The sequence below is a fragment of the Nonomuraea ferruginea genome (assembly GCF_039540635.1).
In the GTDB taxonomy this organism is placed as follows: Bacteria; Actinomycetota; Actinomycetes; order Streptosporangiales; family Streptosporangiaceae; genus Nonomuraea; species Nonomuraea ferruginea.
Genome location: NZ_BAABFD010000002.1, coordinates 342,454 through 359,805, shown reverse-complemented (window position 1 = coordinate 359,805; position 17,352 = coordinate 342,454). Strand labels below are relative to the sequence as shown.

General features: G+C 70.9%; 14 protein-coding genes and 1 pseudogene. 5 read left to right on the top strand and 10 right to left on the bottom strand.

Annotated elements, in window-relative coordinates:
- The first annotated feature begins 95 nt into the window (after positions 1–95).
- The 4 genes from ABD999_RS04995 to ABD999_RS04980 are packed head-to-tail and all read left to right on the top strand — an operon-like array spanning position 96 to position 5,085.
- Complete coding sequence (locus ABD999_RS04995) at positions 96–1,655, top strand: ABC transporter substrate-binding protein (protein WP_271276220.1); 1,560 nt, start codon at positions 96–98, stop codon at positions 1,653–1,655.
- Positions 1,656–2,594: an ABC transporter permease gene (locus ABD999_RS04990; protein WP_261808607.1), complete on the top strand. Its 939-nt coding sequence runs from the start codon at positions 1,656–1,658 to the stop codon at positions 2,592–2,594.
- Positions 2,594–4,402, top strand: a complete 1,809-nt coding sequence (locus ABD999_RS04985; RefSeq protein WP_271276221.1) for a dipeptide/oligopeptide/nickel ABC transporter permease/ATP-binding protein — start codon at positions 2,594–2,596, stop codon at positions 4,400–4,402. Before ABD999_RS04990 ends, ABD999_RS04985 begins: the two co-directional genes overlap by 1 nt.
- Complete coding sequence (locus tag ABD999_RS04980; RefSeq protein WP_271276222.1) at positions 4,399–5,085, top strand: ABC transporter ATP-binding protein; 687 nt, start codon at positions 4,399–4,401, stop codon at positions 5,083–5,085. Before ABD999_RS04985 ends, ABD999_RS04980 begins: the two co-directional genes overlap by 4 nt.
- 76 nt (positions 5,086–5,161) lie before the next feature.
- Here the strand turns inward: ABD999_RS04980 and ABD999_RS04975 are convergent, their stop codons facing one another.
- The gene (locus ABD999_RS04975; RefSeq protein WP_345482589.1) at positions 5,162–6,652 is read right to left on the bottom strand and encodes a hypothetical protein; all 1,491 of its coding nucleotides are present in this window, start codon (positions 6,650–6,652) and stop codon (positions 5,162–5,164) included.
- Positions 6,652–7,263: a hypothetical protein gene (locus tag ABD999_RS04970; protein ID WP_271276224.1), complete on the bottom strand. Its 612-nt coding sequence runs from the start codon at positions 7,261–7,263 to the stop codon at positions 6,652–6,654. Before ABD999_RS04970 ends, ABD999_RS04975 begins: the two co-directional genes overlap by 1 nt.
- 464 nt (positions 7,264–7,727) lie before the next feature.
- On the opposite strand from ABD999_RS04970, the pseudogene ABD999_RS04965 reads away from it, so the two are divergent.
- Positions 7,728–9,009: pseudogene (locus ABD999_RS04965) on the top strand (IS701 family transposase).
- Positions 9,010–9,027: 18 nt separating this feature from the next.
- On the opposite strand, the gene menC reads toward ABD999_RS04965, so the two are convergent.
- The 8 genes from menC to ABD999_RS04925 all read right to left on the bottom strand — a co-directional run bounded on the left by menC (position 9,028) and on the right by ABD999_RS04925 (position 17,299).
- On the bottom strand, positions 9,028–10,128 hold the full coding sequence (gene menC, locus ABD999_RS04960) for an o-succinylbenzoate synthase (RefSeq protein ID WP_271276226.1): 1,101 nt from the start codon (positions 10,126–10,128) through the stop codon (positions 9,028–9,030).
- On the bottom strand, positions 10,125–10,889 hold the full coding sequence (locus ABD999_RS04955; RefSeq protein WP_271276227.1) for a GNAT family N-acetyltransferase: 765 nt from the start codon (positions 10,887–10,889) through the stop codon (positions 10,125–10,127). The genes menC and ABD999_RS04955 overlap by 4 nt, the downstream gene beginning before the upstream one ends.
- A gap of 133 nt (positions 10,890–11,022) precedes the next feature.
- Entirely contained in the window at positions 11,023–12,093 is a 1,071-nt protein-coding gene (locus tag ABD999_RS04950; protein ID WP_271276228.1) for a M24 family metallopeptidase, read from the bottom strand.
- On the bottom strand, positions 12,090–13,001 hold the full coding sequence (locus ABD999_RS04945) for an ABC transporter ATP-binding protein (protein ID WP_148032065.1): 912 nt from the start codon (positions 12,999–13,001) through the stop codon (positions 12,090–12,092). Before ABD999_RS04945 ends, ABD999_RS04950 begins: the two co-directional genes overlap by 4 nt.
- The gene (locus tag ABD999_RS04940) at positions 12,998–13,771 is read right to left on the bottom strand and encodes an ABC transporter ATP-binding protein (protein WP_219544323.1); all 774 of its coding nucleotides are present in this window, start codon (positions 13,769–13,771) and stop codon (positions 12,998–13,000) included. Before ABD999_RS04940 ends, ABD999_RS04945 begins: the two co-directional genes overlap by 4 nt.
- Positions 13,768–14,643: an ABC transporter permease gene (locus tag ABD999_RS04935; protein ID WP_148032063.1), complete on the bottom strand. Its 876-nt coding sequence runs from the start codon at positions 14,641–14,643 to the stop codon at positions 13,768–13,770. Before ABD999_RS04935 ends, ABD999_RS04940 begins: the two co-directional genes overlap by 4 nt.
- Positions 14,640–15,722, bottom strand: a complete 1,083-nt coding sequence (locus ABD999_RS04930) for an ABC transporter permease (RefSeq protein ID WP_271276229.1) — start codon at positions 15,720–15,722, stop codon at positions 14,640–14,642. Before ABD999_RS04930 ends, ABD999_RS04935 begins: the two co-directional genes overlap by 4 nt.
- A 2-nt stretch (positions 15,723–15,724) precedes the next feature.
- Positions 15,725–17,299 carry an ABC transporter substrate-binding protein gene (locus tag ABD999_RS04925; protein ID WP_219544324.1) on the bottom strand — a complete coding sequence of 525 codons (1,575 nt, stop codon included), beginning with the start codon at positions 17,297–17,299 and terminating at the stop codon, positions 15,725–15,727.
- Positions 17,300–17,352: the final 53 nt, after the last annotated feature.

Genomic DNA, 17,352 nt, shown 5'->3' with positions numbered 1-17,352 from the left:
CACGACGGCGCGCGCGGATTTCGTGGGCGGGCACGAAGAACGAGCCGCCGCAAGCGGAAAAGGTGGGGCATCACCTCCCACCTCCCGGAGTTCCCATGAAGAAAGCAGCAGGCGCCGCCGCGCTGGCCCTGTTGGCCACCGCATGTGGCGCGGGCACGCCCGAGGCGGCGCCCACGTCCACCGGCGGCACGTTCACGTACGCGATCCCGGCCGACCCCGGCGTGCTCGACCCCGCGACGGGCGTGCTGTCGGTCACCAACACCGTGCTCTCGATCGCGTACGACACGCTCGTGCGGGCCGGCGAGGACGGCGGCATCGTCCCCGGGCTCGCCGAGAAGTGGGACGTCAAGCCGGACGCCGTCACCTTCACCCTGCGCAAGGACGTCACCTGCTCCGACGGCTCCCCGGTCACCCCCGAGGACGTGGCGGGCACCATCAACCACATCGCCGACCCGGACACCAAGTCGCCCGTCTACGGCGTGTTCGTACCGGTGGGCATGAAGGCGGAGGCCGGCGACGGCACCGTCACGCTGTCCACGCCGGAGCCGTTCGGCTTCATCCTGGAGAGCGCCAGGAGCATCTTCATCGTCTGCGGCAAGGGGGTGGAGGACCGCTCCCTGCTCGCCCGCGGCACCTCCGGCTCCGGCCCGTACGTGCTGTCCGAGGCCGCGCCCGGCGACCACTACACGTTCAAGGTGCGCCGCGACTACGCCTGGGGGAGCAGCGGCACCGGCGCGGACCTGCCCGAGCAGGTCGTGCTCAAGGTCGTGCCGAACGAGCAGACCGCCGCCAACCTGCTCGTCGCCGGCACCCTCAACGGCGCCCAGTTCCTCGGCCCCGACCGCGCCCGCATGGAGTCCACCCCCGGCATCGGGCAGATCGTCACTCCCGTCGGCAACGGCCAGTTCTTCTACCACCAGGGCGACGGCCGGCCCGGCGCCGACCCCGTCGTCCGCAAGGCGCTCACCCAGGCGCTCAACCTGACCGAGCTGGGCGGCATCGCCTCCGGCGGCACCGGCCGGCCCGCCACCGGGCTCGTCGTCGAACCCCGCGCCTGCCCCGGCGACACCGTCACCGGCCACGTGCCCGCCTTCGACGAGGCCGCGGCCGCCGCCGCGCTCGACGCCGCCGGCTGGAAGCCCGGCCCCGACGGCATCAGGGTCAAGGACGGCGAGCGGCTCAGCCTGCGCCTGCTCTACGCCACCACCCGGGGGCCGGGCGTGCAGGCCGCCGCCGAGTACATGGCCGCCGCCTGGAAGAAGGCCGGCGCCGAGGTGAAGCTCAACGGCGTGCTCGACACCAAGCTGTCGGAGTCGCTCAACGTCACCCAGGACTGGGACGCCGTCTGGCTGCCGATCACCGTCACGCTGCCGTCGCAGCTCGTCGGCTTCCTCTCCGGCCCGGCCGCGCCCAAGGGCGCCAACTTCGCCCACCTGGACAACGACCGCTACACCGAGCTGGTGACCGAGGCCAACGGCACGCCCGGAGAGGAGGGCTGCGCGCTCTGGGGCCAGGCCGAGTCCGCCCTGTTCGAGAGCGCCGACCTGGTGCCCGTCGTGGGGAACACCACGCTCATCGCCACCAAGAACGCCGCCTTCCGGATGGCCGGCGGGCTGTTCGACCCGAGCTCGTTCCGGCTCACCCAAGGAGGCTGAGTGCGCCGTCCGCTCATCCGGCGGCTCGTCCGGTTCGCGGTGTCGCTCGCGGTGCTCGTGCTGGCCGCGTTCGCGATGATCCACCTGATCCCCGGAGACCCCGTGCGGGCCTCGCTCGGCCCGGCAGCCCCGGTCGAGCTGGTCGAGACCCGCCGGGCCGCGCTCGGCCTGGACCTGCCGCCGCACGAGCAGCTCGCCGCGTACGTGTCGGGGCTGGTGACCGGCGACATGGGCACCTCGTTCCTCACGGGGGAGCCGGTCACCGCCGTGATCGCCGCCCGGCTGCCCAACACGCTGGCACTCGCCCTGCTCGCCACCGTCGTGGCGCTGCTCGCCGCCGTCCCGCTCGGCATGTGGGCCGCCGTACGGACCGAGAACGGCCGCAACCGGGGCACCGAGGCCACGTTCGGCTCCGTCACGAGCGCCGTGGTGGCCATCCCCGAGTTCCTGTACGCGATCGCGCTCGTGGCGGTGTTCGCCATCGGCCTGGGACTGCTGCCGCCCGCCGGGAAGGCCGGGCCCGAGTCCTACCTGCTGCCCGTGCTCGCGCTGGCACTCGGACCGGCCGCCATGATCGCCCGCATCGCCCGGGTCGAGACGCTGCGCGTGCTCGGCACCGACTACGTCAGGCTGGCCAGGGCCAAGCGGCTGCCCGCCGCCCGGCTGCACCTGCGGCACGTGCTGCCCAACACGCTCACCGCCACCCTCACCCTGGGCGGGCTGCTGCTCGGCTCGCTCATCGCCGGCAGCGTGCTGGTCGAGTACGTCTTCGCCTGGCCAGGGCTCGGAGGGAAGATCGTCGAAGCGATCACCCAGAAGGACTACCCGGTCGCCCAGGGCGTGATCCTCGTCTACGGCACCATCGTCCTGCTCGTGAACCTCCTGGTCGACGTCGTGCTCGGCGTGCTCGACCCGACCTCCGCCATCAAGGAGTCGTGATGCTCCGCACCCCCGCGGCCATCGCCGGCGCCGCCCTGGCCGCGCTCATGGTGGTGCTGGCCGTGATCGGGCCGCCCATCTGGGGGGACGCGGCCGAACTGGTCAACGCCGGCGCGATCCTGCAGGGCTCCTCGGCCGCGCACCCGCTCGGCACCGACAACCTCGGCCGCGACCTGCTCGCCCGCGTCCTCGTCGCCGGCCGGTACTCGCTGCAGCTCGCGCTGGCCGCCGCGCTCATCGGCGCGAGCGCCGGCATCGTGCTCGGCGCGCTCCCGTCCGTGCTGCCCGCCCGCGCCGGACGGCTCGTCACCGGCGCCGTCAACGCGCTCGTCGCCTTCCCCGGCCTGCTGCTGGCCATGTTCACCGCGGTGGTCGCCGGGCTCGGCGCGCGCGGCGCGGTGCTCGGCATCGGCGCGGCCATCGCCCCCGGCTTCGCCCGGCTCACCCAGACGCTGGCCGCCTCCGTGTCCGGGGCCGACTACGTGGCCGCGGCCCGCATGCTGCGCGTGCCGCGCCACCGCATCCTCGCCCGGCACGTGCTGCCCAACATCGCCGAGCCGCTCATACTCAACCTCACCCAGGCGCTCGGCGGGGCGCTGCTCGGCCTGGCCGGGATGTCGTTCCTGGGTCTAGGCGTGCAGCCGCCGGACTACGACTGGGGCAGGCTGCTCTTCGACGGCTTCGGCCGCATCTACATCCACCCGGAGGTCGCGCTCGGCCCGGCCGCCGCCATCGCGCTCGCCGGCATCGGCTTCAACCTCCTCGGCGACGCCCTGGCCAGGCGGGCCGCCCGCACCCCCGTACGGACTCCGCGCTCCCGCCAGGAACGGCCGGCCGCCGCCGCGGACGCGGGGGAGACCCAGCCCGGCGCCGTCCTCGACGTCGCCGGCCTCACGGTCACCTTCCCCGGCGGCGTCACCCCGGTGCGCGGCGTGTCACTGAGCGTGCGGCCCGGCGAGATCGTCGGACTGGTCGGCGAGTCGGGCAGCGGCAAGTCGCTCACCGCCGCCGCCGTCGGCGGGCTCGTCCCGTACCCCGGGACCGTCAGCCACGAGCGGCTGCGGCTGTGCGGCGAGGACGTGCCGAACCTGAGCCGCAAGCAGCTCGGCACCTCCCTCGCCATGGTCTTCCAGGACCCGATGGCCTCGCTCAACCCCGCGCTCAAGATCGGCGGCCAGCTCGCCGAGGTCGCCGTCGTGCACCAGGGCGCCACCCGCGAGGACGCCCGGCGGCGCGCCGTCGACCGGCTCGGCCACGTCCACCTGCCGGAACCGGAGAAGCAGGCCGCGCGGCACCCGCACCAGCTCTCCGGCGGCATGCGCCAGCGCGCCGTCATCGCCATGGGCCTCATGGGCGACCCGAAGCTGATCATCGCCGACGAACCCACCACCGCGCTCGACGTCACCGTCCAGCGCCAGATCCTCCGCCTGCTCCGCGAGGTCGTCGAGGAGAGCGGCGCGGGCGCGCTGTTCATCTCCCACGACATCGCCGTGGTCGGCGAGCTGTGCGACCGGGTGGTGGTCATGTACGCGGGCCGGGTCGTGGAGGAACTGCCCGTGGACCGCCTCGCCGACGGCGCCGCCCACCCGTACACCCGGGCGCTCATCTCGTCCCTGCCCGACATGGACACCGACCGGGCGCTCCCGCTGGCCAGCATCCCCGGCCGCCAGCCGGCGCCCGCCGAGGTGGGCGCCGGCTGCGCGTTCGCCCCCCGGTGCCCCCTCGCCACCGGCCGCTGCGCCACCGACCGGCCCGCGCTGGAGGCACACGGCCACGACCACCGGGTCGCCTGCTGGGAGGCTTCGTGAGAATCGACGACCTGACCGTCCGGTACGGCGCGTTCACCGCCGTCGACAAAGTGACTCTGGAGATCCCGCCCGGCCGCATCGTCGGGCTCGTCGGCGAGTCGGGCAGCGGCAAGTCGTCCGTGGCCCGCGCCGTCAGCGGCCTCGTCCCGCACACCGGCAGCGTCACCGGCGCCTCCCGCATCCAGATGATCTTCCAGGACCCGTACGCCTCGCTCGACCCGCGCATGCGCGTCGGCGACTCCGTCGGCGAAGCCCTCCTCCACCTCCCGCGCCGGGCCCGCGCCGCCGAGGTGACCCGCCTGCTGGGCATGGTGTCCCTGCCCCCGGAGACGGCGCCGAGCTACCCGCGCGAGCTGTCGGGCGGCCAGCGCCAGCGCGTCGCCATCGCCCGCGCCCTCGCCGCCGACCCCGACCTCCTGGTCGCCGACGAGATCACCAGCGCCCTGGACGTGTCGGTGCAGGGGTCCATCCTCAACCTGATCCGATCCCTGCGCGACCGGACGGGGCTGCCGATCCTCTTCATCTCGCACAACCTGGCGGTGGTGCGGTACGTGTGCGACGAGATCGCCGTCATGCACCGGGGGCGCGTCGTCGAACACGGCCCCACGGTGGACCTGGTCTCCAGCCCCGCCGATCCGTACACGCGGACCCTCCTGGAGGCGGTGCCGCGCCTGCGCCGCTGAAGTTTGTCGGCGTCGAACGACCCGGAGAGGTCCTGCGGCTCCTCCGTTTCCTCAGGGAGGAGGAAGCCGGCGATGTCTAGCCTTCTCTGGCCTGGAACTGATGCAGCAAGAGCTGCATGATATGGGGGTCTATATTGCTCAAAGCACCGGCTTGGGACTGGTGAGCTTCAGCCTCTTGGTCGCCGAGGATGTCCACTTGGCCGGGGGCGATGTTCAGTTGATTGATGAAGCGCTCGCCGAATTCGCGATCGAGTGACACGCCGACGAATCCCAGCCGCGTGCTGTCGCCTTCCCCGGATGCTCCCCCGCGCCTGAGCCCTCCCGGCAGCGACAGCAGCGCTCCTTCGCTGTTCAGGCCGTATGCCAGCATCTGATAGAAGCGCTGATAGAGAATCTTCCGGATTTGCCCGGGAGGTCTCAGTGCTATTTGGGATATAGCCCGGCGAGTCGGATCCGTGGCGCTGGCGGCAAGATCGAAGAACGAGGAGATGACGTAGCGCGACCTGCGCCACATGTAGACTCGGTAAGGAACTCTCGTAAGGATGAAGTTGGGGTTCGCGTTGAGCCATACCTCATCGAATGTTCTATCGCCCGCGGGATAGGCCAGATCCAATTCCTCGGCCCAGATGCCTGTGGTCCACCCATACCGCTCGCCTTCGATGATGAGTATCCTTCGAGGCAGATCGTCCAGCTCGTGGCAGGCCTGGTCGAAGATAGCCGCTATTGCGCCTACTGTCTGTTCGTGCCTTGCCCGCATGTAGCGCAGAAGGAGATTCGCATTCTCCAGCAGATACGACTCGGCGGCATTCTGGAACTGCTCGACGTAGCCTCGCTGGCGTGACAGGCCGACGATCTCCTCAGGGCTGGTGAGCGGGCCGACTTCGTCAACGAATCCGATGCCGGTGTTGCTGGGCTTCAGCAACAGGCTCCAAGGATTCGGAAACGTTTTGAACCTCAGCAGGAGATCCGGCGCCACCCTGTCGAAGTGCTGGGTGCAGAACGCACAGAAGCATGTGGCCTCCACGCGCCCCAGGCTTCCGCCCATCGGCCATAGGTCGGTCGCGTCGATGGCGATGCCCTGCAGCTTTCCCGGCTGCTGTGCGCATACTTCTCTAACGATATCGACGCCTGTGCCCAGGATGGCGGCGATCACCTCCACGCTCCGCGGATTCGCCACACACAGTTGTGGCGACGCGTCACCGAGGATGTCGCGAACCGATAGCCCTTCGCCTGGGATGAAAGACAGGTTCGGACAGATGGTGAGCACGATGCCCATGCCGCGGGAGGCGAACTCCTGGACGACGTCCTCAAAACCATTGAGGACGTTGGAGACGCTGGCATAAGTGGAGAACTTGATGCCCCGAAGTCCATCCACCCCGAAGAGAGGGCCGTCGAACTCTGTTGCCGGAAGACTCACCGCTGTGGGTTCGACACCCCACAGCTGGGTGAAATTGGAGATCAACTCTTCAGGAGTGCGGTACCGGAGTATGGCGAGACTCGGTATCTCCAGCACTCCTTCCCCCGCGTTCTCTTTGATTCTGCTGATCGGCCATGACCTACGCGCCATCAGAAGGAACCTCCCCGTGACAGTGCCTGCCGGCCCTTGGTCGTCACTTCGTATCTACTGTCAGGGCTGGAACGCATATATCCTTCGTTCATCAACGCCTCGACTATTCTTTCGGCTGGCTCGGTATTTTCGACAGAGCTAATCGTCTCTATCATCTCGGCGTGTTTGAGCCTGCCGTTCAGCGCGTGGCCCGATCGTTGCACCAGGGCGGTCAACACACGAAGCATTTCCGGCTCTATCTGCCAGTGCATGCGCTTCTTCACCGCGCTATCCAGCTCCCGCACATCTCTCACCGCCTCCTCCACGGCCGCGTGAATCTGTTCCAGTTTCTCACTGTGGCCGGAGTTCGCAGTGTCCACGGCAGTTATCACAGTGCCGATCTCATGTCGCAGTTTCTGGGTTTCCAGGCGCAGTTTCTCGGCCTCCTGCAACGTCTTCTCGATGTCCACCCTTATCTTCTCGGCCTCGAGTGGCACCTTCGTTGCGTCAGCCCCTAGTTTCGCAATTTCGGCCGCGATCTTCCTGCGATTTGCCCATACGCCGATCAGCACGCCTATGACTGCGAAAAGTCCCCCCGTTCCCGCTGCAAGTATCCCTTGCCACCACGTCATGCATCGGATCATATACAGCGAGAATCGCCGCGCAAGCTTGTTTGTAACATATTACAAGCCTAGGTGCGCTTATTGCCTGATTGGTGCGCGCCGAAATTGTATTGATAATACATTATAGGCATATGTGCGCTTTGTCCGATTGCATTATAGAGTGGATCTTTCTCGGCCAGCTGATCAGCGGCCCCCGCGCACCGCTACGACATGGGCAGAACGTCAAACGCAGCCCCATCCCCAGAGTCCTCACGACGATCTAGGGAACAAAGAAGCAAGCCTAGTACGGCAGCCGCCATTTGCTGTGTGAGCTGGGAAGACGTGGTGCCGGGCCGGACGTGAGTTTCTGGCGGGATCCCCGTACAACGAGAGCAGCCGCTCGTGATCATGTCTGTGTGACGAGAACAAGATCCAAAGCGGCTGCTGCCCTCATCGTAGAGGCCAGGCGGGCGCAACAAAACCTCGACGACCTCATGACCGCGCTGGCCCCGATGTTCCCCCGGATCGAACCGCGACTGCAGGCCGCCAAGTACGTCCGGGCCGTGATGTCCGAGCTGCCCCGGCGCAACGGCTGGACGATCGCCGAGTGGATCGGTGACCGCCGTCCGGACGCCACCCAGCGCCTGCTGAACCGGGCCCGATGGGACACCGCGGGCGCGATGAGTACCGTCCGCCGCTTCGCTGTCACCCGGCTGGATGCCGCCACCCGGCCGGGCAGCCTGACCGTCGGCGTGCTGGACGAGTCCGGCCAGGAGAAGAAGGGCACGGCCACGGCAGGCGTCAAACGCCAGCACATGGGCTGCGCCGGCGGCATCGACAACGGCATCAACACCGTCTACCTCGCCTACGTGCGCGCCGGGGCAGGGCACGCGCTGATCGGCGCCCGGCAATGGATCCCCGCCGAGCAGATCAGCGACCCGGTCACCGCCATCACCACCGCTCTTCCGCTGGACCTCAGCTTCGCGACCAAGGGTGAACTGGCCATCGGCCTGCTGCGCGAGGCCTACGCCGACGGCGTGCGCCTGGACTTCGTGACCGGGGACGAGGTCTACGGCGCCTGCACCACGCTGCGCACCTACCTGGAAACCCACGGCCAGGCCTACGCGCTGCGCATCCGCGCCACCTTCACCCTCACTCTCGGCGGCGGCGCCTGCCTGACCTGTGAACAAGCCGTGGCCAAGCACCTGCGGCCCAAACGCCGGTGGACCATTCGCTCAGCCGGGCACGGCTCCAAGGGCGAACGCACCTATGCCTGGGCGTGGATCGCCACCGCCAGCCCTGCCCACTTCCTGCTGGTCCGCAAGCACCGCACCACCGGTGAGCTGGCCTTTCACTACTGCTTCGTGCCCGCCGGTCAGCCGGCCACCCTGGCCCGCCTCATCTCAGCCGCCGGGTTGAGGTGGCCGGTGGAGGAGAGCTTCCAGGCCGGCAAGGACCTGTTCGGCCTGGACGAGTCCCAGGTCCGCCTCTATGAGGCACTACTGCGGCACCTCGTGCTGGTCATGGCCGGCCTGGCCGTCTGCGCGGTCGCCGCCGCAGCAGCCCGGCATGGAACCGACACCCACGCCGGCCGACCCTGGCCTGATCCCATTGACGGTCGCCGAGGTCAAGCGCCTGTTCAACGCCGTCACCGGACATCCACCGACGCTGGAACACACCGTCCACTGGTCGACCTGGCGACGCCGCCATCAAGCCCGCGCCCGCTGGTTCCATCACCGAGCCCGCCTGGCCACTGCATATAGCCAGGTCAACTAATGAATGGCGGCTGCCGTACTAGAGGGGGATCCACTCCTTGGACGTGGTGATCTCGTCCAGGATGGACGGGATCGGGTCCACGCCGAGGCCAGGCCTCGTCGGCACTGCCAGGTGGCCGTCCGAGAGTTCGAAGGGCTCGGTGAGGTCGGTGGCGAAGTAGCGGCGGGAGGCGGAGGTGTCGCCCGGGAGGGTGAAGCCGGGCAGGGCCGCCAGCGCCACGTTCGCCGCCCGGCCGAGGCCCGTCTCCAGCATGCCGCCGCACCACACCGCGATCCCGTTGGCCCGGCACAGGTCGTGGACGCGGCGGGCCTCCAGGTAGCCGCCCAGGCGGCCGGGCTTGATGTTGATGATGGAGCAGGAGCCGAGGGCGATCGCCGCCGCCGCGTGCTCGGCCGACTCGATGGACTCGTCCAGGCAGACGGGGGTGCGCAACCGGCGTGCGAGCGCGGCGTGCTGGACGAAGTCGTCGTTGGCCAGCGGCTGCTCGATGAGCAGCAGGTCGAAGGCGTCCAGGCGGGCCAGGTGGCGGGCGTCGGCCAGGGTGTAGGCGGCGTTGGCGTCCACCTGGAGCAGCACGTCGTCGCCGAAGCGCTCGCGGACGGCGCGGACCGGCTCGATGTCCCAGCCGGGCTCGATCTTCAGCTTGATCCGCACGTACCCCTCGGACAGGTAGCCCTCCACCGCGTCGAGCAGCCGCGGGATCGAGTCCATGATGCCCACCGAGACCCCGCACGGCACCCGGTCGCGCGACGCCCCGAGGTAGCGGCCGAACGACTCGCCCGACGCCCGCAGCTGCGCGTCCAGCACGGCCGTCTCCAGCGCGGCCTTGGCCATCCGGTGCCCCTTGACCGGTTCCATGGCCCGGCCGGCGGACTGCGCGTCCACGCTCGCGGGCAGCCTGGGCAGGAGGAAGCGGCGGATCACCTCGGCCGCGCCGTCCACGTACTCGGAGGAGTAGAGCGGCTCCGACATGGCCACGCACTCGCCCCAGCCCTCCGCGTCGGGCGTCACCACCCGCACCAGCAGCACGTCGCGGGCCGTCTCGGTGCCGAACGAGGTGCGGAACGGGGCCACCAGCGGCATCGCGACCCGGCGCAGCTCGACTCCAGTGATCTTCACGCTCTCTCCACTACGTAGTACGACTTGTCGTGAAATCCGGTGATTCTGCGTCCCTCAGCCAGCATGTCACCCAGCGTCTCCCGTACGGCATGCCGCCAGGCCTTGGCCGTGCCGGGGTCGGTGCGGCGCAGGCGCTCGACGTCCTCGGGCACGGCGACCAGGACGGTGGCGGCGTCGGCGCGGCCGGGCACCGGGCGCCCGCCGTCGCCGGCGAGCGCCACCACCGCGTCCGGCGGCACCGGTACGGGGGAGCGCGCCCCCGAGACGAGGGCCTCGACGCGCCGGTCGCTGATCGGCCAGACCGCGAGCACCCGGTCGGCCTCGTCGCCCTGGTTGATCGCGTCGTCCATGACGCCGTAGAAGGCCGGCAGGTACTCCTCAGGCCGGGCGCCCAGCTTGGCCAGATTGAAGTGGGCGTTGCGGCGCACCAGCGGGTCGAACGTCCAGGTGATCCGGCGCACCCCGCGCTCCAGCGCCCACTGCCGCTGGTGCAGCTTCAGCGCGAACCCGGTGCCGGGGGAGCCCAGCACGCCGGTGATGTGCGAGTGCAGCGTGGCGTCCGCACCGAAGAACGCCACGGACGCGCCCACCAGCCGCTCGCCGTCGAAGGCGCCCGCCACGTAGTTGCCCGCGTGCGCCATGGCCAGCATCAGCTCGGCGGTGATCGGCCGCCCGGCCGGCTCGAAGTGCCAGATGTCCTCGAACAGCGCCATGACCTGCTCGAACTCCGCGATGCCGTGGAGCTCTCTGATGGCGTTCAAAGCTGTCGGCCCTCTCCGTGGGTCGGATGTCACCGCGACGTTATGCCACCGCACCCCCGCCGGGATTCGTCCGGGCATACCAAGACGGCGGGCTTCTTCGTCGCCCCGCCCGAGGAGGCCGCCCTGGGCGAGGTCAGCGTTCGAGGACGGGGAGGGAGGAGGGGGCCGTGGTCAGGGGGCGGGGGCCGGATTCCGTGCACGCCACGATGTCGGCCACCCGGGCGCCGAACAGGTCCGGTACGTAGATCGCCGGTTCCAGGCAGAGCACCATGCCCGCTTCCAGCGGCGTGTCGTCGTCCGCGCGCAGCCGGGGGCCCTCGTCGGCGCCCAGCCCGACGCCCCGGCCAGCCCCGGGCGCCGCGAACCGGCCGTAGCCGCTGTCGTCGACGGCCTGCGCCACGGCCGCCGCCACCGCCGCGGCCGGCACGCCTGGCCGGGCCGCCGCCATCCCGGCGTGGCGGGCCGCCACCACGACCGAGTACACGGCGTCGTAGTCCTCCGGCGGCTCGGCGACCGCGAACACCCGGGCCACCTCGGCGCAGTAACCGTCCCAGCGCGCGCTCAGCGACACCAGCAGCGCGTCCCCCGGGTTGATCACCCGGTCGGACGCGGAACTTCCCGGCGCGGCGGTGCCTGGACCGGCCGTGACCCGCACCGACAGCACCTCCTCGCACCCCGCCTCCAGCGCCAGCACGCGCAGCCGGGTCGCCATGGCCCGCTCGGTGGCGCCGAACCAGGACAGCTCGGGGGCGCAGGCCAGCACGGACTCGGCGGCGAGCGCGGCCCGCTCGACCATCGCGACCTCGTACGGCTCCTTCCTCAGCCGCAGGGGCGCGAGCACCTGCGCGGCCGGGACCAGTTCCGCGTCGACGGCCAGCCCGAACAGCTCCCGCACCCGCATCTCGGGGTCCACTCCGACCCGCCGCACCCCCGGCGGCAGGTACGGGCGCGGGTCCGCGGTCTCGGCGGCCCCGTCCATCGTCACCACGAGGAATCCGTCACCGCGCCCGCCGAGGAACCGGAAGTCCGGCGAGGGCCGCAGCACCAGCGCGTCGATCCCGTCCGCCGCCATCCCCGCCCGCACGGCACTCAGCCGGTCCCCTCCGGAGACCGGAACGGACACGGCGGGGCGCGTCCGCTCCTCCCGCACGCCGCCCACCGGCCGGAGGTCCGGCGAGGGCTGGGAGGGGTCCGGCGGGGTCACGACGGCTCGTGCAGCCAGCAGGCGACCGGCCCGAACTCCGGCTCCTTGACCCGGCACACGTCCATCACCAGCGGGCACCGCGGATGGAACCGGCACCCCTGCGGCGGGTCCGCCGGGTCGGGGACGTCGCCCGGCAGCTCGGCCGGCAGCACCCCCATCCCGTCCGGCTTCGGGATCGCCCCCAGCAGGGCCTGCGTGTACGGGTGACGAGGCTCGGCCCACACCTCGGCCGTGTCGCCCACCTCGACGATCCGCCCCAGGTACATGACCGCGATCCGGTCGGCGATCAGCCGCACCACCGACAGGTCGTGGCTGATGAACAGCAGCCCCGCCCCCGAGGAGACGGCCAGGTCCCGCATGAGGGTGGCCACCTGGGACTGGGCGGAGGCGTCCAGCGCCGAGATCGGCTCGTCGCCGATGAGCAGCCGCGGCCGCGCGGCCAGCGCCCGCGCGATCGCGATCCGCTGCCGCTGCCCGCCGGAGAACTCGTGCGGGTGCCGGGAGGCGAACTCGCGCGGCAGCCCCACCCGCTCCAGCAGGTCGGCCGGGCTGCTCGTGGCGTCGCCCGCCACCCGCAGCCCGTCCGCGATCTGGTCGCCGACGCGGCGGCGCGGGTTCAGCGACGCGTACGGGTCCTGGAACACCATCTGGACCCCGGTCATCGTCCTGCGGCGCAGGCCGAGCGGCGTCACCGGCGTCCCCTCGAAGCTGATCGACCCCGAGGCGGCCCGGTTCAGCCCGACCACGGCGCGGGCCAGCGTGGACTTGCCGCAGCCGGACTCGCCGACCAGGCCCACCACCTCGCCCGCGCGCACCTCCAGGCTCGCCCCGGCGACCGCCCTGACCACGGGCCGGCCGGGGGTGCGGTGCTCGACGACCAGGTCGTCGATCTTCAGCAGGCTACTCATGAGACCTCCGCGTCGGGCAGCGACGCCAGCAGCGTGCGAGTGTACGGGTGATCCGGCTCGCGCAGCACCCGGGAGCGCGGCCCGGTCTCCACGACCAGGCCGTCCTTCATCACGCTCACCTCGTCCGCGACCGCCGACATGACGCCCAGGTCGTGCGTGACCAGCAGCACCGCCAGGCCCAGCTCGTCGCAGAGCCCGCGCAGCAGCCGCAGCACGCCCGCCTGCACGGTCACGTCCAGCGCGGTCGTCGGCTCGTCGGCGATGAGCACCTTGGGGGAGCAGGCCAGCGCCACCGCGATCGCGATGCGCTGCCGCATGCCGCCGGAGAACTGGTGCGGGTAGCGCCGGTACGCCTCCTCCGCGCCGGGGATGCGCACCTTGCGCAGCAGCTCGACCGCCCGGTCCCGAGCCTCGGCCCTGCCGAGGCCGAGGTGGTGGCGCATGTGCTCGGTGAGCTGCCTGCCGACGGTCAGCATCGGGTGCAGGCTGGTGGCCGGGTCCTGGAAGACCATGGCGACCTCGCCGCCGCGCACCTTGTTCAGCTCCTTGGGCGGCAGCGTGAGCAGCTCGCGCCCCTCCAGCGCGATGCCGCCGGTGACGCGGGAGCCGTGCGGCAGCAGGCCGAGCACGGCCAGCCCGGTCATGGTCTTGCCCGAGCCGCTCTCGCCGGCCAGGCCGTGCACCCGGCCGGGCTCCAGCGTCAGGTCCACGCCGCGCAGGATGTCCTTCCCGCCGATCGTCACCTTCAGGTCCGTGATCGCCAGCGTCACAGCGCACGCTCCTTGATCGCGCGAGCGGTACGGGGGTCCAGGGCGTCGCGGAGGGTGTCGCCGAGGAAGTTGAACGCGAGCACCACGGTCAGGATCGCCAGGCCCGGGAAGGTGGCGACCCACCAGCTGTCGAACACCTCGACGCCCGACGACACCATCGCCCCCCACTCGGGCGACGGCGGCTTGGCGCCCAGCCCCAGGAACGACAGGCCGGACAGCAGCAGCAGCGCGGTGCCGATGTCGAGCGTGGCCAGCACCAGGATGGGGCCGGTCACGTTCGGCAGCACGTCCACGCGGAGCGAGCGCCACGCGGAGAAGCCGAGCAGCCGCCCGCTCAGCACGAACTCCCGCTCCCGCACGCCCAGCACCAGCCCGCGCGTGACGCGCGCGTACGCGGGCCAGGCCACGACCAGCACGGCCAGCACCGCGTTGGTGAGGCTGGCGCCGAGCGCCGCGGCCACCACCATCGCCAGGATCACCGTCGGGAACGCGAACACCAGGTCCGCCAGCCGCATGATCGTCTCGTCCACCCATCGGCCGAAATATCCGGCGCAGGCGCCGAGGAGACCGCCGATCAGCAACGACAGCGCCACCAGCGCCAGGGTCAGCGGGATCGACACCCGCGCCCCGTGCATGACCCGCGACAGGATGTCGCGCCCGAGCTGGTCCGTGCCGAACCAGTGATCGGGCCCCGGCGGCGCCAGCCGCGGCAGCTCCTGGGCGAGCGGGTCGTGCGGGGCCAGCCAGGGCGCCGCCACCGCGATCACCAGCCAGGCCACCGCGATCACCACGCCGGACACGGCGAGCGGCTGCCGCCAGGCCTGCGGCAGCCGGCCCAGCAGCCCCTTGCGGGCCAGGGGATCCCGCCTCATCGCAACCTCACTCGGGGGTCGATCACGCCGTACAGGACGTCCACGATCAGGTTGATGACCAGGTACACCACGCCCACCACCAGGCCGACGCCCATCACCGCGGGCAGGTCGAGCGTGGTGGCGCTCTTGTAGGCGTACTGGCCGATGCCCGGCCAGGCGAAGATCGCCTCCACCAGGACGGTGCCGGACAGCAGGCTGCCGAACGCCAGGCCCGCCACCGTGATGACCGGCACCAGCGCCGAGCGCAGCACGTACCGGAACAGGATCACCCGTCCCGGCAGGCCCTTGGCGCGGGCGGCGCGCACGTAGTCCTGGCCGAGCACCTCCAGCACCGCCGAGCGGGTGAACCGGGTCAGCAGCCCGATCGTGTAGAGCGCCAGCACCAGCGCGGGCGTGATCAGGTGGCCGACGGCGGAGCCGAACACGTCCCACTGGCCGGCCAGCAGCGCGTCCACCGTGTGCAGCCCGGTCACCGGGGGCGGCGCGCCGAGCGCCGGGTCCACCCGGCCGCTGCCCGGGGTGATCTGCAGCCGGTAGAAGAACACGTAGAACGCCACCAGCGCCAGCCAGAACGTCGGCACCGAGATGCCGATCAGGCTCAGCAGCCGCAGCAGGTGGTCGGAGAGCCGGTCGCGGCGCAGCGCGGCGATCACGCCGAAGGCCACGCCGAGCACCAGCGAGATGAGGATGGCCGCGCCCGCCAGCTCCAGCGTGGCCGGCACCGCCTCCGCCAGGTCCTGGCTGACGGGCCGGTGGCTCTGCTGGCTGTCGCCCAGGTCACCCTGGACCAGCCCCTGCAAGTACAGGCCGTACTGCTCCCACAGCGGCTTGTCCAGCCCGTGCTCGGCCCGCCACTGGGCGACGATCTCCGGGTCGTTCATGGCCCGCTGGCCCAGGTTCGCCGCCACGGGGTCGCCCGGTACGAGGTTCGTCAGCACGAACGTCACCAGGGTGACCCCCCACGCGAGGAGGATGGCCATCAGCACCCGGCGGATCAGGAACCGGGCCAGCGGCGGCAGCGCCGGCCGCCGGGGGCGCGGCGGGGTGACCGCCGCGCCCTTCTCCACGCTCGCGGGCACTTCTACTGCACGCCCAGGTCGGCGACGTCGACCTGCCACACCGGGTGGTACTCGATGCCGGTGACCGAGGTGGCCGCGACGATGTTCTGGCTCGGCTGGATGAGCGGGACGAACGGCCCGGACTCGTTCAGCTTGCGCTGCACCTCCTGGTAGGCCTGCGTGCGGGCGTCGTCGCCGATCGCGGTGGCCGCCTTCTCGCCGAGCTCCTCCAGTTCCTTGTTCGCGCCGGCCTTCCACCCGGCGCGCTCGCCGACGAGTTGGCCGGGCAGGAACGCCAGGTAGACGTTCGGGTCGGGGTAGTCAGGGCCCCAGTACCACAGGCCCATCTCCTCCTTGCCGTTGCGGTAGTTGTCCAGCGCCGTCGTCACCGGGGCGGGCTGGAGGTCCACCGTGATGCCGACCTCCTTGAGGTTGGCCTGCACGCGCTCGGCCAGCGGCTGGAAGGACAGGCCGTTCACGGTCAGCTCGGTCGGGTACTCCAGCTTGACCGTCGGGTTGGACAGCCCGCTCTCGGCCAGCGCCGCCTTGGCGCCCTCCACGTCGCGCTGGACCGCCTCGCCCTCGGGCAGCGCGCCCAGGATCTGGGACGGGATCACGCCCGGCGCCCTGGCCGCGCCCTCGCCGGCCAGCTCCAGCAGGCCCGAGTAGTCGACGCCCTTGCGGACGGCCTCGACGAACTTGGCGTTCGTCGTCACGTCGCTGATCTCGGAGTCCTGGTTGGCCAGCAGGAAGAAGACGTTCGCCGAGGCGGTCTTCTTGACCTGCAGCGTGTCCGGCATGTTCGCCACCTGGTCGCCGGACAGGTTCAGCGCCAGCTGGCTGTCGCCGCGCTGCACGTTGAGCTTCTGCGTCGCCGACTCGACGTTGCGGATGACGACCTTCTCGTACGCGGGCTTGTCGCCGTGGTACTGCGGGTTCGCCTTCAGCACGACCTGGCTGCTGACGTTGAACGTCTCGATCTGGTACGGGCCGGAGCCCGCCGAGTTGGCGTTGAGGTACTGCTCGGCCTTGTCCTGGGCGTCGGCGGTGCCGCCGTTCTCCTTGACCACGTCGCTGTTGAGGATGCCGAGCGCGGGGTTCGGCAGGATGTACGGCAGGGCGGCGTTGGCCTTCTCCGACGTCATCGTGACCGTCGTGTCGTCGGTCTTCTCGACCTCCACGCCGTCGAGCAGGAACGACGGGCTACCCTTCATGTCGCGGACCCGGGTGAGCGAGAAGACCACGTCGTCGGCCGTGATCGGGGAGCCGTCGGCGAACGTGGCTCCCTGCTTGAGCTTGAGCGTCAGCACCTTGCCGTCGTCGGACAGCTCGTAGGACTCGGCGAGGGCCGGGACGGGCTTGGTCACGTCCGACCCGTCGAACGTGAGCAACGTCTCGTACGTGGCCTTGCCCACGATGAGGCCGGTCGGCTCGTACGTGCGTCCGGGGTCGGCCGTCTTCAGGTCGAAGGACGTGTCGATGACGAGGGTCTTGCCGCCGCTCTGCGCGGCGGGGGCCTGTGCGCCGCCGCTTCCGCAGGCGGCGAGGGCGAGCGCACCGGCGAGCAGCACTGCCGCCGTCTGCGAGCGGGTCGCCATGTAGGTCCTCCAAGTGGACGGTTCGAACGGGAACGCCCAGGATTGTCCGTCAA